At 43.9% G+C, this 16,079-nt stretch carries 14 protein-coding genes and 1 other annotated feature; of the genes, 2 read left to right on the top strand and 12 right to left on the bottom strand.

The window, feature by feature from the left end:
- Positions 1-74 precede the first annotated feature (74 nt).
- From CALPO_RS0102755 to CALPO_RS0102795, 9 genes are all read right to left on the bottom strand, one after another.
- A complete protein-coding gene (locus tag CALPO_RS0102755; RefSeq protein WP_026485966.1) occupies positions 75-1,373 on the bottom strand; it encodes a bifunctional folylpolyglutamate synthase/dihydrofolate synthase in 1,299 nt (432 codons plus the stop codon).
- 4 nt (positions 1,374-1,377) lie between these two features.
- Entirely contained in the window at positions 1,378-1,920 is a 543-nt protein-coding gene (locus tag CALPO_RS0102760; RefSeq protein ID WP_407638212.1) for a GNAT family N-acetyltransferase, read from the bottom strand.
- A 5-nt stretch (positions 1,921-1,925) separates the two neighbouring features.
- Positions 1,926-4,550 (bottom strand): valine--tRNA ligase, encoded by a 2,625-nt coding sequence (locus CALPO_RS0102765; protein WP_026485968.1) that lies wholly within the window; start codon positions 4,548-4,550, stop codon positions 1,926-1,928.
- 53 nt (positions 4,551-4,603) lie between these two features.
- Positions 4,604-4,786: a binding site (T-box leader), on the bottom strand.
- A gap of 111 nt (positions 4,787-4,897) precedes the next feature.
- Positions 4,898-6,541, bottom strand: a complete 1,644-nt coding sequence (gene hcp / locus CALPO_RS0102770; RefSeq protein ID WP_026485969.1) for a hydroxylamine reductase — start codon at positions 6,539-6,541, stop codon at positions 4,898-4,900.
- Positions 6,542-6,630: 89 nt separating this feature from the next.
- The gene (gene zwf / locus CALPO_RS13095) at positions 6,631-8,142 is read right to left on the bottom strand and encodes a glucose-6-phosphate dehydrogenase (RefSeq protein ID WP_035172034.1); all 1,512 of its coding nucleotides are present in this window, start codon (positions 8,140-8,142) and stop codon (positions 6,631-6,633) included.
- Positions 8,143-8,176: 34 nt separating this feature from the next.
- A complete protein-coding gene (locus CALPO_RS0102780) occupies positions 8,177-8,698 on the bottom strand; it encodes a CDP-alcohol phosphatidyltransferase family protein (RefSeq protein ID WP_026485970.1) in 522 nt (173 codons plus the stop codon).
- The gene (locus CALPO_RS0102785) at positions 8,695-9,174 is read right to left on the bottom strand and encodes a ribonuclease H-like YkuK family protein (protein ID WP_026485971.1); all 480 of its coding nucleotides are present in this window, start codon (positions 9,172-9,174) and stop codon (positions 8,695-8,697) included. Before CALPO_RS0102785 ends, CALPO_RS0102780 begins: the two co-directional genes overlap by 4 nt.
- A gap of 126 nt (positions 9,175-9,300) precedes the next feature.
- Positions 9,301-10,395, bottom strand: a complete 1,095-nt coding sequence (locus tag CALPO_RS0102790; RefSeq protein WP_026485972.1) for a DUF362 domain-containing protein — start codon at positions 10,393-10,395, stop codon at positions 9,301-9,303.
- Positions 10,396-10,413: 18 nt separating this feature from the next.
- Positions 10,414-11,526 (bottom strand): aldo/keto reductase, encoded by a 1,113-nt coding sequence (locus CALPO_RS0102795; protein ID WP_026485973.1) that lies wholly within the window; start codon positions 11,524-11,526, stop codon positions 10,414-10,416.
- 136 nt (positions 11,527-11,662) lie between these two features.
- Between CALPO_RS0102795 and CALPO_RS0102800 the strand changes: the two genes are divergently transcribed.
- Positions 11,663-11,992, top strand: a complete 330-nt coding sequence (locus CALPO_RS0102800; RefSeq protein ID WP_245589875.1) for a winged helix-turn-helix transcriptional regulator — start codon at positions 11,663-11,665, stop codon at positions 11,990-11,992.
- Here the strand turns inward: CALPO_RS0102800 and CALPO_RS0102805 are convergent, their stop codons facing one another.
- Positions 11,993-13,468 carry a long-chain-fatty-acid--CoA ligase gene (locus tag CALPO_RS0102805; RefSeq protein ID WP_026485975.1) on the bottom strand — a complete coding sequence of 492 codons (1,476 nt, stop codon included), beginning with the start codon at positions 13,466-13,468 and terminating at the stop codon, positions 11,993-11,995.
- A 161-nt stretch (positions 13,469-13,629) separates the two neighbouring features.
- Between CALPO_RS0102805 and CALPO_RS0102810 the strand changes: the two genes are divergently transcribed.
- Positions 13,630-14,487 carry a DMT family transporter gene (locus tag CALPO_RS0102810; protein WP_035172038.1) on the top strand — a complete coding sequence of 286 codons (858 nt, stop codon included), beginning with the start codon at positions 13,630-13,632 and terminating at the stop codon, positions 14,485-14,487.
- Here CALPO_RS0102810 and CALPO_RS0102815 read toward each other — a convergent pair.
- Positions 14,473-15,288, bottom strand: a complete 816-nt coding sequence (locus CALPO_RS0102815) for an ABC transporter permease (RefSeq protein ID WP_026485977.1) — start codon at positions 15,286-15,288, stop codon at positions 14,473-14,475. The two genes, CALPO_RS0102810 and CALPO_RS0102815, sit on opposite strands and share 15 nt — an antisense overlap.
- Entirely contained in the window at positions 15,275-16,009 is a 735-nt protein-coding gene (locus tag CALPO_RS0102820) for an ABC transporter ATP-binding protein (protein WP_035172277.1), read from the bottom strand. The genes CALPO_RS0102815 and CALPO_RS0102820 overlap by 14 nt, the downstream gene beginning before the upstream one ends.
- Between the last annotated feature and the right edge of the window lie 70 nt (positions 16,010-16,079).

A 16,079-nucleotide genomic window follows, 5' to 3' on the forward strand; every position in this document is an offset into this window, starting at 1 on the left:
TTCACACCTCCAAGTTCTATCTCGCCGTAGAAGGTGATGACAGACCTTCTCCGAGCGGCAACGCCATAATTCTATCATAAAGTAGGGATTATGTCAAACCTCAGTATCTCCCTTACATGCCCTATCAAGTACAGCGATCCACAAAACAGGACCATGTCATCTTTTCCTGCCAACTCTATAGCTCTGCGCACAGCCTGCCCTATATCCTCTATTGCAGTTACCTGGCACTTTACCCTCATCTTTATCATCTCAGCTAACACGTCAGCATCCAATGCCCTGTAACTATCAGGCCTTGTAGCTATTACCACATCAGCGAAAGGCGCTATATTGTTAAGTATTCCGTCTACGTCCTTGTCTTTCAAAACCCCTATCACCAGTATTAAACGCTTATAAATAAACAAATCCTTTATATTCTTTGCCAGCGTACTGGCTCCCTGAGGGTTGTGCGCTCCATCTATGACTATAAAGGGATGTTCTCTTAAAACCTCCAATCTGCCTGGCCATCTGGCGCATTTCAGCCCTTCCAGCAACGCCTTTTCGCTTATACTTACGCCGTTTTTTTCCAGTGTCCATAGGGCCTCAATGGCAGTAGCAGCATTTAAGACCTGATGCATACCCACCAGCCCTATTTCCACGTTTTTAAGGTGTTTGTAATCAAATACCTCTCCTGCGTGCGTGGCCTTTTTTACCCTCAGCGATGCCATGTCTACTTTTATGAGTCTCGCGGAAAGTTCACGGCAGCGCTCTTCTATGACAGCCATGGCCTCATCTTTTTGCGGATATGTAACTACCAAGCCGTTATTCCTTATTATACCTGCTTTTTCAAAGGCGATCTTCTCTATAGTATTGCCCAGGGTTTTCATGTGATCCATATCTATCGTCGTTATCACGGACACGTCCGTACGCTCTACAGAATTGGTGGCGTCAAACCTGCCTCCTAGCCCTACTTCCAGTACCGCTATGTCCACCTTTTGAATCTCATAGTATTTAAGGGCGATCGCCGTAATGAATTCAAACTCTGTAGGATGATTATAACCTTCTTTTACCATCTGCTCTGCCAGCGGTTTTACGTAATCCACCATTTTCACCAGATCACTATCAGGGATATTTTCACCGTTTATGCGTATGCGCTCGTTAAAAACCTCCAGGTACGGCGATGTGTAAAGGCCAGTTTTATAACCTGCCGCCCTCAAGACGCTGTCAATCATGGCGCACGTAGAGCCTTTGCCGTTAGTGCCTGCTACATGGACGATCTTATAAGACCTGTCGGGATGACCCATCATTTCAAGCAGCTTTTTCATGTTCTCAAGGCCCAACTTTACCCCAAATTTAGATATGCTGTGTATATATGCTACAGCTTCCTCATAAGTCATTTTCTCACCTCGTCAAAAATTTCCCCATCATTATCTCATCTACGTACATGCCTTCTATTATAAATTGCCTCCTCCTTACACCTTCCTCCTCAAATCCAAACTTCTTATACAGGTGTATTGCCTTTTCATTGGTGCTGAATACGCTGAGGCAGAGTTTTTCGTACCCATGGGTACAAGCCCAGCGAATAGCATACTCCAAAAGCCTGCTGCCGATCTTCTGATCCCTATACTCTTTTTTCACGCTGATTCCAATCTCTCCTACGTGCTGCACCTTAGGGGATCTGCCACCGTAATACCTAAAAAGGGTAAGACACCCTACGATGTCATTACCCTTTGCAGCCACAAAAATCATGTCCTTTTTTCTGTCCAATCGCTTGATAAAAGAGCGTTCTTCCTCTTCCGTCCATGGGAAATGTTCGGTTACAGTAAATACTTTTTCGCTGCCCACGTTTTGCATAACCTCAATGATACCTCTGGCATCACAGGGCTTTACCTCTCTTATGACTACTTCCTGTGTATCAGGACCTTTTTTGAAGAAGGCGAAGATAGACGTCATCTTTCCAGTTCACTTATCCTCTCTTTCAAATTATACCACATATTTTTATACTTCTGATACTTTTCTTTTTCCGCATCCACCACATTCTTTGGTGCCTTGCTCAAAAAACCCTGATTTGACAAAAGCTTCTCGGATCGAGCTATCTCTTTTTCTACATCGCTCAATTCCTTTTTCAACCTTTCCAGCTCCTGAGATATATCTATTAAATCCTCAAGGGGTATATATATCCTGCCTCCTTCAAACACAGCTGTCATGGTTTTTTCTGGAGCTTTATCACTAAATATTATATCACTGACACCGGCCAATTTCATGATGTAATCTTTGCAATCCATTAACAATTCGCTTGCGTTTTCGTCGGCATCTACGATAGCCTTAACTCTTTTAGAAGGTGGAACATTTACCTGCGCCTTTATATTCCTTATCTCCTTCACCACATCCATCAAAATACCTATGGCATCAGCTTCTCTTTCAAATATCAGCTCGTCGCTGTGCTCAGGCCATTGAGCCCTCATGATAGTCTCTCCCTGGTGAGGTATGTTAAGCCATATCTCTTCAGTAATAAAGGGCATAAAAGGATGTAGTAACCTTAATGTGTTATCCAGCACGTAACGCAGTACATCCCGTGTAACTTCAGCCCTATCGTCATCGTATGCCATGTTCACTTTAGCCAGCTCGATATACCAATCACAGTATTCGTTCCAAACAAATGTATAGAGTTTTTGAGCAGCTACACCCAGCTCAAACTTTTCGAGGTTTTCGGTTACTTCCAGCACTAGCTGATTGTACCGGTGAAGTATCCACTTATCAATTATACCCAGTTTACTGACATCAGGTATCCTGACAGGTCTATCGCCTATATTCAAAAGCACAAATCGGGACGCGTTCCACAGCTTGTTGGCAAAATTGCGGCTGGCCTCTACCCTATCGTAGCTAAAACGCATGTCATTGCCCGGGGAATTATTGGTGGCAAGGGTAAACCTCAAAGTATCAGCGCCGTATTTTTCTATGACATCAAGGGGATCGATGCCGTTGCCCAAAGATTTGCTCATTTTCCTGCCTTTCTCATCCCTCACCAACCCGTGAATAAAAACGTACTCAAAAGGCGGTTTGCCCATAAACTCTAACCCCATGAATATCATCCTGGCCACCCAGAAAAATATGATGTCATATCCCGTTACCAGCACATTGGTGGGGTAAAAATACTCGAGGTCATCAGTATCCTCTGGCCAACCCAGCGTGGAAAAAGGCCAAAGAGCAGAGCTAAACCATGTATCCAGCACATCTTCATCCTGATGTATTTCCCTGCTGCCACAGTTTTCACATACTTCAACGTCTTCTATAGACACAGTAGTGTGGCCGCAAGCATCGCAGTACCATGCCGGTATCCGGTGACCCCACCACAGCTGCCTTGATATACACCAGTCTTTAATGTTTTCAAGCCAGTTTATATATACCTTTGAGAACCTGTCGGGCACAAACTTAACCTGTCCTTCTTTGACCACTTTGAGCGCAGGCTCTGCCAGCGGCTTCATAGACACAAACCACTGCTTGGATATCAAAGGCTCTACCACTGTATGGCACCTATAGCAATGCCCTACATTGTGCACGTGATCTTCCACTTTTACAAGATAGCCTTCCTGCTCCAGCATCTTTACGATTTTTTCCCTGGCTTCATACCTATCCATGCCGGCAAACTGGCCAGCGATTTCCGTCATACGCCCATCGTCACCGATGACCTTTATAGCTTCTAAATCATGGCGCAAACCTACCTCAAAATCGTTGGGATCATGGGCCGGCGTAATCTTAACTGCCCCTGTACCGAATTCCCTTTCCACGTATTCATCAGAAATCAGGGGTATTTCTCTTCCTACAATAGGCAATATCAGGGTTTTACCTATCATGTCTTTGTACCTGCCGTCCTCCGGATGAACCGCTACCGCTGTATCGCCCAACATGGTCTCAGGCCTGGTGGTAGCTATCGTAACGCTTCCCGATCCGTCTTTGAAAGGGTATCTTATGTACCAGAGGTGACCTTTTTCTTCTTCATACTCTACTTCTGCATCGGAAAGGGCCGTATTGCAATCAGGACACCAGTTTATTATCCTGTCGCCTCTATAGATTAGCCCTTTTTTGTACAGTCGGTAGAAAACCTCCCTCACAGCACGGGAACAGCGCTCATCCATGGTAAACCTTTCGCGGGTCCAATCACATGAACTGCCCAGCTTTTTAAGCTGTTCCAGAATCCTGCTCCCGTATTTTTCTTTCCACTTCCAGGCCCTCTCCAGAAATCCCTCCCGGCCTAGATCAAATTTCGTAAGCCCCTCTTCTCTCAGCTGTTCGACAATTTTCACCTCTGTAGCTATGCTGGCGTGATCTGTGCCTGGCAACCACAGCACGTTGTAACCCTGCATCCTTCTCCACCTTACGAGCACATCCTGCAGGGTATTGTCTATGGCATGGCCCATGTGCAGGTAACCGGTTATATTGGGAGGCGGCATCACAATCGTAAATGGCTTTTTGCTTTTGTCTACAGAAGCAGTAAAATAACCGTTGTCAACCCAGTTTTTATACAGCCTATCTTCAAAACTCGATGGGTCATAGGTCTTTGGCAATTCCTTCATCCTAATACCTCCATAATAGCATTCTCTATCTATAATATTAAAAAAGCCTTCGCACTAAGGGCGAAAGGCTCCGCGGTACCACCTTATTTCCATCAAGGCGCTCTTTAGCGATAACGGGCATACCCGAAAAGCTCCTGAGCTACCTTCAGCGGCCGTTCTTAAGAAAGCCTTTCAGCCTGCGAGCTTTCCTCTCTTTTAAGCCGATACCGCTTACTCCTCTCATTCATCGCCGCTAACCTTTTTATATATTCATATAATATACTAAAAACTGAACAAATGTCAATACAATGCAATAAAAAAACGCGCGATTGATTCCCTCTAAGGGGATCATTCGCGCTATCCAATCCTTACGCGCCCATAAACATCTTGATATCATCGTCTACGTTGGTTATCCCGCCTATGCCAAACTTATCTACCAACACTTTTGCCACATTAGGCGAAAGGAATGCCGGCAATGTGGGACCCAGATGGATATTCTTTACACCCAGGTACAGAAGAGCCAAAAGCACGATTACGGCTTTTTGTTCATACCATGCGATATTGTAGGATATAGGCAGTTTATTTACGTCATCCAGGCCAAATACTTCTTTCAACTTTAATGCGATAACAGCCAGCGAATACGAATCATTGCACTGACCTGCATCCAGTACCCTGGGTATCCCATTGATGTCTCCAAGGCCCAGCTTGTTGTACCTGTATTTTGCGCAGCCCGCTGTAAGGATCACAGTATCTTCAGGCAACGCCTTGGCAAAATCCGTATAATACTGTCTGCTCTTCATCCTGCCGTCGCAACCTGCCATTACGAAAAACCTCTTTATAGCGCCCGACTTAACAGCTTCCACTATTTTATCCGCCAGGCTCAGTACCTGATTGTGAGCAAACCCTCCGACGATCTCTCCTGTCTCTATTTCCACAGGAGGCTTACATCTTTTGGCATGCTCTATTATCTCCGAGAAATCCTTCTTTCCATCAGGTCCCACTGGAATATGCTTTACACCTTCAAATCCCACAACGCCTGTGGTGTAAAGCCTGTCCTTGTAAGAGTCTCTAGGCGGTATCATACAATTGGTGGTCATCAATATGGGACCGTTAAAGCTCTCAAACTCTTTATCCTGTTGCCACCAGGCGTTACCGTAATTACCCGCAAAATGAGAGTATTTCTTAAAAGCGGGGTAATAGTGAGCAGGCAACATTTCACCATGGGTGTACACGTCTACACCTGTGCCCTCAGTCTGTTTTAACAATTCTTCGAGATCTTTTAAGTCATGCCCGCTTATGAGGATACCCGGATTTTTCCTCACACCTATGTTCACTTTTGTGATCTCGGGATGGCCATAAGTAGAGGTATTGGCTTTATCCAGCAAAGCCATGACATCAACGCCGTGTTTGCCCGTCTCCATAGCCAAAGCTACCAGATCGTCCGCTGACAGGGTATCGTCTACCGTGGCAGCCAATGCCTTCTCCATGAATTCAAACAAGCTGTCATCTTTATAGCCCAGGGCATAAGCATGATATGCGTAAGCTGCCATACCTTTGACGCCATAGGTTATAAGCTCCCTTAATGACCTTATGTCTTCATCCTGAGTAGACAATACGCCTACCTGTGCGGCCTTTGCGTAAAGATCCTCGTCGCTCTTTGGGCTCCATCTGGTGGAATCATGTAAACCATCTACTCTGACGCCAGCCTGTACCAGCTTCTCTTTTATTTCGTCTCTTATAGCAAGCGCCTCTTTTATTTTTTCTACAAAGTAATTTTTGTCGAAGTTTACGTTGGTTACCGTAGAGAAAAGCCCGTCAATCAAGAATTTATCCGTTTTCTCCTCAGCTACTCCTTTTTCCCTCGCCTTGACATTGCATATAGCTATGCCTTTCAAGGTGTAAACCAGCAAATCCTGAAGTTTTGCCACATCTTCAGTTTTGCCGCATACCCCTCGCAGTGTACAGCCAACCCCTTTAGACGTCTCCTGGCATTGATAACAAAACATACTCATCTTCAATTTCCCCTCCTACATCACTAAATCAAATTACACATAATAAGATAAACTAAAAAAACGCATTTTTCTGTGATAAACATCACATTTCACAGATCAGTATGCCCTCCAACGCCCTGGGGTGTGACGTTCCACCACTTAAATCCGTCTTTTTTAAGCAATTCATTGGCAGCCTCAGGCCCCCATGTACCCGACGGGTAGATCAGTACGTCGTCGTTTCTGCCATGCCACGCCTCTACAATGCTGTCCACAAAACGCCAGGAACTTTCTATTTCATCCCAACGGGTAAAAAGGGTAGAATCCCCCCTCATCACATCGTACAATAACCTCTCGTAAGCCTCTGGAGAATTATTGTACAGCGCGCAGTTCTGGCAGAAATCCATATGGACAGGTATTATACTGTATTTTTGCCCTGGCTTTTTGGCGTTAAACTGAAGGTAAACACCTTCTCGGGGTTGTATCCATATGACCAGGAGATTGGGCTCAAGAGGCCCATACTCTTTGAAGTACAATATACCTGGCAATTGCTTAAATTGAATTACGATTTTGGCTGATCTGTCAGCTAATCGTTTGCCAGTCCTCAGGTAAAAAGGTACTCCAGCCCAGCGAAAATTGTCCACATGTACTTTAAGGGCCACAAAGGTCTCTGTATTGGAATCAGGAGATACCCGTTCTTCTTGCCTGTACGCCACCACAGGTTTTCCATCGACAAAGCCTTTGCCGTATTGCCCTCTTACCACCGAATCCATCACGGTCTCTCTAGTAATGGACCTCAACGATTTCAAAACCTTGACCTTCTCATCCCTTATAGAGTCAGTGGTAAGGTCCACAGGAGGCTCCATAGCGATTAGTGATAAAAGTTGAAGCATATGGCTCTGTACCATATCCCTCAACGCCCCTGCTCTTTCGTAGTAATCCCCTCTGTTTTCCACGCCCACCGTCTCATCGATGCTGATCTGAACATTGTCTATATACCTGTTGTTCCATATGGGTTCAAAAAGGCCGTTGGCAAACCGTATAACCATTATATTCTGTAGCATTTCTTTTCCCAGATAATGATCGATCCTGTATATATGGCTTTCATCAAAAACCTGGGAAAGCTTATGATTTAAATAGTGCGCAGATTTCAGATCCCTGCCAAAGGGTTTTTCTATCACCACCCGCTGCCAGCATTTATCGTTCTTTGCCATGTCGTGAGCGTATAACTGTCCTGCTATGACTTCAAAGTACTCAGGAGCTACCGCCAGGTAATATACCCTGTTACCCCCTGTATGGTAATTTGTATCCAATCTATCTAAAAAAGCTTTTAATGATCTATACCCCTGGTCATCGTGAAATTCAGATTTTTTGTAGTAAATCCTTTGTGCTAAAACACTCCATTTTTCATCGTCGATAGATTTTCGGGAAAAATTTGCAACAGCCTCTCTGGCTAGATTTCTATACACCTCGTGGCTGTAGTCTCTTCTGCCCACCGCCACTACTGCAAAATTTTCAGGTAAAAGGCCATCCGTATACAGATTGTAAATAGCCGGCAATAATTTTCTCCGCGTGAGATCCCCTGTGCCCCCAAATATAACCATAATGCAGGACATATCGGCCATAGAATCACCTCTTGTGTAGCGTTGCTCTGATAAATCACTTGATGGTCATGTAAAATTTCTTTGCGTAATTGACCAATGCTACAATGGTCATAACTATAGCCGTAATCATCAAATAAATAGCATAAGGTATCTTCACCACCACAGCCACCACGGCTATATAAAATACCACTGTAGCCATTTTGCCGAACTTATCTGCTTTAATAGCAGACTTTCTCTTACCATATAAAAACGCTGCACCTGCCACCATTATAACTTCTTTTATAACGACGATAAAAAGGATAGGAAAGGGAATTAAATTTTTTGCCGCCAGAGAAAACAGTACGGTCACCAGCATGAGCTTATCTGCCAGGGGATCTGCCAGCGTTCCAAACTTCGTTACAAAACCGTACCTTCGGGCAACCATGCCATCAACCACATCGGTTATTCCTGCTAGTAAAAAGACTAAAAGCGCGTAAAAGGCGCTGTTGCCTTTAGAGAAAAAAAAGACCGCAATATAAACAGGGACCAGTAACATGCGAAAAATCGTCAGCGCGTTAGGGATGTGCCTTAACATCATATAGCGTACTTTGAATGCTTATCCGCTACCTTACTGGCCCCGTACGCGTCAGGCTTTACGTGAGGCAAAAATCCGCACCCTGTCACCATGCTTACAACCTCTTTCACAATGTCCCTGGTCTTGCCCTTCTCACCTACATCCAGGTGAATTTCCACGTTCATGTACTCGTACCCTTTCTGTGAGATAATCTCGTATACCTGATTAGCAACGTCAAGGCTGTACGTCGCCTCCATTACAATCCTCTGGCGCAGGGAATTTACTTTCTTATTAAAAAACCTCCTGTAATAGTACCTCGCTCCCTTACCTTTCCTGTAAATAATTATCGCTGTGACAAAACACACGTTGTTACCAGGCTGAGAATCTGTACCTATAATAAGGGTGTATTCACTTTTGTCGTCTTCTTTTATAAACCCAATTATATCATTGCAAAGTTCATCTAAATTCATACGACCTCTGGTAGGACTAATAAACTGCAACAAACCCATCCCCTTTATCAGTTCTATTACTAACTCTATTACTAATATTAATACAATTTTTAAAAATTGTAAATCAATAATTTCACTTCACATAATAAAAAGGGAATCTCCTGTGAGATCCCCCCTTTAAAATACCTCCTCTACTGTATACTCCTGCGTACCTAAATTCCTATTTTCCAACTCTCTGAGCTGGACAAAAGGATCTTTGCCATGCAACCTCTCAAAGAGATGGCCTTTTTGACCTAATTCCAACCCCTGAGGTATACCTGATGGTATCAAGTCTTCCACTTTTATGGCATCAAGGCAAGCTCGTTCAATGGCTACTATATCCTGAGACGCCATAACGCCTATATCCGGTACCAGCGAAGGAGTGGTAAGTCCCCAACAATCGCATAAAGCGGTGATGTTTGTCAGGAAGTTGATGTAAAATACGTGTCCTGGCTTGAACGTCTTCAACACCTCTTCGGTGCATATCGCCATGCCTTTCTGAAAATCCTCGTACTGGTGGGCGTTCATCTTTATAGCACCCGTAGGGCACACTTTTACGCAGTGCTGACAAAGAGTACAGTGGTGATAAAATACCCGGTACTTGCCATTTTCATCAAAACTGTTGGCGTTGTGGTTACAGCTTTTTACGCACATCTCGCAGTGTATGCACAGTTCCTCATCCCACTCAAGCCCGCCTTCCAGGCCATGGATCTGTTGTCTAGTTCGATCTGTAACGCAGCCCATTGCTATGTTCTTGCAGGCTCCTCCGTAACCGCAGGCGCCATGTCCTTTTACGTGGGACAAATTTATCATGACCTCGGCGTCGTGTATGTATCCCCCTACATCCACGTTCTTAAACGTCTTAAAATCCACTTCTTTTTCATAATAATATCTGTTCATTAAACCACAGACAGGGACAATGGGAACGCCCAATAACTCTTCAGTATAGCCTCTGTTCCTAGCTCCTTCTACCACCTGATCGGTTATGAAAACTTTTGCCCCATAGCCTTTTAATTTGTCCACCAGTAACTTTACAAATAGAGGATGGATAGTGCTATAACCTATTCCCCTCCCTAAGTGCATTTTTACAGCAGTCCACTTATCTTTCACTACTTCTTCAAGAGCCATCTCCTGGCTCATCCTGTCTATAAGCCTGCCAAATTTGGCGGGAAGAGTAACATCTGCGTCGTACTTATTATATTTTACCGATGCAAACAAAACCTTTGAACCCATTTTCCCCTCTCCTTCGCTTTAAAAAATCTCTTTGTTGCCAAGCTTATAATCCGCTATATGTAATTTCTTTATAATATCAATATTGTAAGGGCATCTGGTCATACACTGACCGCACTTCGTACATCTGTCTGCTTTCACATCCAATTGGCTGTACCTCTCCCTGGCCATCTTATCATTGCCAAACCAAAAGCGCAGCCTGTCCCTTAATGCAAACTCCGCTGGATCTCTCACTACGCCATCCCTCATCTGCCTGTCATAATACCCCTCGAGCTTAAATATCTCAGGTATATTAATGCCTTCAGGACAGGGCAAACACTTACTGCATTGCCTGCACACGTAATTCCCCAGTTCAATGGCATTTTTAAATATTTCCTCTTTTTCCTCCTCAGCAAGGGGGACAAATTCATTGGCGTACCGCAGATCTTCTTCCAGCATCTCGCGGGTATTTATCCCCGTGACCACCACAGAAACCGGCTGGCTCATAGCATACCTGAAAGCCATTGGCGCTGATCTCCACAAAAAGCCATCAGCAATAGGTTTCATCAATATTATGGCAACCTGTTTTTCCATTGCCAGTGGCACCAGGACATCCTCGATTTCGGGGAAATTAAATCTATCATAGTAGTTTATTGTAGTCATAACAGCATCAAAAGGATAGCGTTTTAAAGCTTCTATCAAAACGTCAGGTTGCCCGTGCATGGAGATTCCCACAAATCTCACTTTACCTTCTTTTTGGGCTTGTTGCACACCTTCTATGGCGCCACCGGGACCCAATATGGCGTCCAATTCTTCTATAGTCCCCACGCCATGCATAATAAGAAGATCAACCCAATCGGTGTCAAGGTTTTTTAAACTCCTGTCTAGGCTATCAAGGCAGCCTTTTTTAGTCCTTTCCCCCGTCTTGGTGGCTAAAATAAATTCATTGCGCCTCCGAGACACAACCCGACCTATTTTCCTCTCTGATTCACCGTTGCCGTAACTGGCAGCTGTCTCTATATAATTGCCACCCTGGTCAAGATAACGATTTAACAGGTACTCTGCTTCATCTGCGGGTATCTCCAGAAGGTGAAAACCGCCAAAGCCCAAAATGGAAGTTTCCAGACCTGTTTTGCCGAATTTTCTCTTTTCCACCCTTTCTCCCCCTCTATTAAAAAGTGTGATCCTTAATTGACAGTATATCATGATTGGTTTATCATGAAAAGTAGTTACATTCACGTCACATAGTTACAAAAAGGATACCAGCTTTCTAAAAAGGGGGTTGTTTTAAGTGCAGGATTATTATGAAAAAATGGAATGCCCTGACGTAGAATGCTCCATAGAAAAAGCCATGAGCATACTAGAGGGCAAATGGACATTTTTAATAATAAAAAACCTTTTTGATGGAAAAATGAGATTCGGCGAGTTAAAAAAATCCCTGGGGGGTATAAGCCCAAAAACCCTTTCCCAAAGGCTTAAAGAGTTAGAACAAAAGGGCATTATAAAGCGCACCGCGTATCCTACTATACCCCCCACCGTCGAATATTCTCTTACAGAAAAAGGCAGGAGTTTGAAACCTATCATAATCGAAATGAAATTATGGGGAGCAAGGTGGGGATGACTATCTTAAAAGCTTTTTCATCACCTTGCCTGTAGGGGTTTTGGGCAACTGGGGTACAAATTCATAGATTTTAGGTATCTTGTAGGTGGCCAGCCTGCCCTGCAAAAATTTCTGGAGTTCATGTTTGGTCAATTCATATCCTTCTTTTAACACTATAAAGGCCTTGACGTCCTCACCTTTCAGTTTATCGCCAATGCCTACCACAGCTACATCCTGAACCGCTGGATGCTGGTATATAACCTCTTCCACCTCTCTCGGATAAACGTTATAACCACCTACAATTATCATGTCTTTAAGCCTATCCACAATGTAAAAGTATCCATCCTCATCCTGTTTTGCCAGATCCCCCGTATGCAGCCAGCCGTTTCTTAAAGTCTTAGCCGTCTCCTCTGGCAAATTGTGATACCCTGCCATGACTATGGGACCTTTTATCACCAGCTCTCCTACCTCTTCTGGTGGTAACTCCATATCGTTGTCATCAACTACCTTCGCCTGAACCCCTGGAAGAGGAATACCGACAGAACCCACTTTTCTCACAGCATCAGGCTCCAGAGGATTTAAAAGAGCCACAGGAGAAGCCTCAGAAAGACCATAACCTTCTATTATCTGATAACCAAATATCTCTTCAAATCTCCTGTGCACCTCCAGCGGCAGTGGCGCTCCTCCTGAGATGCCTAGTTTCAGTGTTTTCAGTTCACCCTTTTTAGCCATCCTGACTAAAACAGCAAACATGGACGGCACGCCGCAGAATACGGTTATGCCTTCATTTACAAGGGTAGTGTATATATCCTTGGGCATAAATGAATCCTTTATGGTGATAGTGCTGCCCAGGTATAAGGCTAAAAGCACATTGACGGTCCACGAAAAACTGTGAAACATAGGAAGAACACAGAGAAAGTTATCCGAAGGACCTAAATCCGACGCCTCATCCAGCGCGATGACGTCAGATATCAGATTGTCATGGGTCAACATAGCTCCTTTAGGGTTGCCGGTGGTACCTGATGTATAAAGATAAGTGCAAATATCTGCTGAAGATACATCCACATCCATAACCTCTCCCTGTTTTAACACTGAAGACTTAAAATCCTCATCCAAAACCACCACATTTTTTACGTTAAGCGATGGCAAGGTGGACCTATCTATCCTCTGCAACACTTCGGGATGTATAACTATTGTAGAGGTACCTGATTCTTTCAAGATATAACCTATTTCTTGAAGGGTAAGCATCATATTTAAAGGCACCACTATAGCTCCTGCTTTAGACGCACCCAGGTACGTATACACGAATTCGGGGCAATTAGGCGAACTTATGGCTATCTTGTCTCCCTTTTTTACCCCTATCGATTGAAAATACGCAGCGTATTTGTCTACGTACATAGATAAATCCTCATAAGTTACCACAGTATCCCTGTACTTAAGTGCCACATGGCCTTTCTCCAGGTTTTTTTGGTTTTTAAATACCTCGAATATCCTCATATCTTCTCTCCTCTTGATAAAATTTAAACGGGTTTTGGATTAAACACCTCAATTATTTTATATCTACACCTCTATAAATGCAACCATGTATTATTCATGTTCTTTTGCGTTGTAAATTGTGTTATAATCATCATATATCACGCCAAGGGGATGTATAAGAAGTGAACAGCAGGCAATTGAAAAGCGATCTGGCACTACTGGCAATCACCGTAATATGGGGTTCAACGTTCGTCACTGTAAAGAAGGCCATAGAAAGCATACCCGTATTTAACTTCTTAGCCATAAGGTTTTTCATAGCTTTCATTGCCCTTGTTGCGATCTTTCATAAGTCGGCCTTGAAAGTGGATAAACGCACTTTACTTTATTCCCTGGCAACAGGGACATCTCTTTTTTTGGCTTATGCTTTTCAGACGTTGGGCCTTATGTATACCAGTGCCTCTAAATCGGGCTTTATAACAGGGCTTAGCGTCATTATGGTACCGGTGTTTGAGGCGCTTTTATTGAAGCAAAAAATAAAAAAACTTACTGCTTGCGGCACCGTAATGGCTTTTATAGGCCTTGGCCTTTTAAGCATGGATATTAACAGCCTCAAAAACATGTCATTTAACGCTGGCGATGTATACACGTTTATATGCGCCTTTTTCTTCACTGCTCAAATACTGCTTATATCAGCATTTAACGGCCACACCAGTTCCATACCCTTTGCTATATACCAAATCGGCACAGTGGCTCTTTTAAGCACCATAACCAGCTTTGCATGGGAAAAGCCCTCAATACCCACCAGCGCTTTTACATGGGAGGCTTTGCTCATAACCGGTCTTTTAGCCACAGCTATAGCTTATGCTGTGCAGACCCACGTGCAGAAGTACACTACAGCAACCCATACCGCCCTCATATTTACCGCTGAGCCTATATTTTCAGCAATCTTCGCCTACTTCCTGGCAGGCGAAACCCTGACGTTTCAAAATAGTATAGGCGCCATGCTGATACTGGCAGGAATGTTATTATCTGAATTTTGATCCAAGCATCTTTTTCTCCAGGTAATCAATCAATACGTACATTAAGGCCGCCAAAATGCTCAGGATCAGCACGCTGGACATGACGATATCCAGTTTAAAAATCTGCCCTCCGTAAACTATAAGGTACCCCAGTCCGGCCTTTGAGACCAGGAATTCTCCTGTTATGACACCCACCCACGACAGTCCCATGTTGATCTTTACCGCCGACATAATGGTGGGCACGCTAGCCGGAAGAATTACCTTTGTCAACACCTGTTTTTTTGTGCCTCCAAAGGTCTTTATAAGCTTTATTTTATCTTCATCTACCTGATTAAATCCAGTGACCACGCTTATAATGGTGACAATAAGGGATATGGCCAAAGCCATGGTGATGACCGGAGCCTGATTATTTCCCATCCAGACGATAAAAATGGGCCCTAAAGCTGTTTTAGGAAGGCTATTGAAGACTATAAGATACGGCTCGAGCACTTCTGATATAAAATCAGACCACCACAGTATTACGGCAATCAGAATGCCCAATACAGTGCCCAGCGTAAAACCCAAAAGCGTTTCGCTCAACGTAACCCACACGTGCAAAAAAAGAGAACCGCTTTGAGACAGGGATATTATGGTGCTAAACATCCTTGAAGGCATACTTATTAAAAATGAATCGATAATACCCAGCCTGCCAGTTATCTCCCACAAGCCAAAAAAAGCAATGAGAATCAAAATCTGGACTGCCCTCACCCACATAGTTCTGCGCTTCATTCTCCGCAAAAAATCCTCATGCTCTTTAGAAATCACTCCATCACACATGAACATCCAGCTCCCTCCATATAGCGTCAAAGTACTCTTTAAATTCAGGCGCCTTTCGACAACCTATAGGCGTTCTGTCAGAACATGTCAGCTCAATTTTGTATATGTTTTTTACCACAGCAGGTCTCTTAGATAAAACCACAATTCTATCGCACATAGCTATAGCTTCAGCCAAATCGTGGGTGACTATCACTGCCGTCTTTTTTTCTTCTCTCAATATCCTCCACACCTCGTCGGATATGGCTAGCCGCGTCTGATAATCCAAAGCAGAAAAAGCCTCGTCCAAAAGCACTATATCAGGTCTCAGTGCCAATGTCCTTATCAAAGCAGCCCTTTGTCTCATGCCTCCTGAAAGTTGATTTGGATAATAGCGTTTAAATTCCCCCAGGCCATATCTGTTCAGAAGGTCGTTGACGTACGCCACAGTTTCATCGGTGATCAGCCCTTTTACCTCAAGGCCCAATAAGACGTTTTGAAATATGTTCCTCCATTCAAAGAGGTGATCTTTTTGCAGCATATACCCTATTTTCCCGTTTACAGTAACCGTACCTTTAGACGGTTTCAATAGCCCTGCAATGATGGACAAGAGGGTAGATTTTCCGCATCCAGAAGGACCTATGACTCCTACAAATTCCCCTTCATCCACTTCAAAAGTCACATCTTCGATGGCTTTTGTTTCCCCATAAAGAGTGTGATACGTCAACCCAATCCCGTCTATCGTTATCATCTTATTTTCCACACTACCACCCTCAATTTATCCAAATCCAAGCGACACGGTCAAAAACCATGTCACTTGG

The organism is Caldanaerobius polysaccharolyticus DSM 13641 (genome assembly GCF_000427425.1).
GTDB classification, from domain to species: Bacteria; Bacillota; Thermoanaerobacteria; order Thermoanaerobacterales; family Caldanaerobiaceae; genus Caldanaerobius; species Caldanaerobius polysaccharolyticus.

Coding starts and splice junctions, on each gene's coding strand:
- CALPO_RS0102820 (WP_035172277.1), bottom strand. CDS start 16,009: ATGATAACGATAGACGGGATTGGGTTGACGTATCACACTCTTTATGGG.
- CALPO_RS0102790 (WP_026485972.1), bottom strand. CDS start 10,395: ATGGGTTCAAAGGTTTTGTTTGCATCGGTAAAATATAATAAGTACGAC.
- hcp (WP_026485969.1), bottom strand. CDS start 6,541: ATGAGTATGTTTTGTTATCAATGCCAGGAGACGTCTAAAGGGGTTGGC.
- CALPO_RS0102765 (WP_026485968.1), bottom strand. CDS start 4,550: ATGAAGGAATTGCCAAAGACCTATGACCCATCGAGTTTTGAAGATAGG.
- zwf (WP_035172034.1), bottom strand. CDS start 8,142: ATGGCCGATATGTCCTGCATTATGGTTATATTTGGGGGCACAGGGGAT.
- CALPO_RS0102805 (WP_026485975.1), bottom strand. CDS start 13,468: ATGAGGATATTCGAGGTATTTAAAAACCAAAAAAACCTGGAGAAAGGC.
- CALPO_RS0102780 (WP_026485970.1), bottom strand. CDS start 8,698: ATGATGTTAAGGCACATCCCTAACGCGCTGACGATTTTTCGCATGTTA.
- CALPO_RS0102815 (WP_026485977.1), bottom strand. CDS start 15,288: ATGTTCATGTGTGATGGAGTGATTTCTAAAGAGCATGAGGATTTTTTG.
- CALPO_RS0102755 (WP_026485966.1), bottom strand. CDS start 1,373: ATGACTTATGAGGAAGCTGTAGCATATATACACAGCATATCTAAATTT.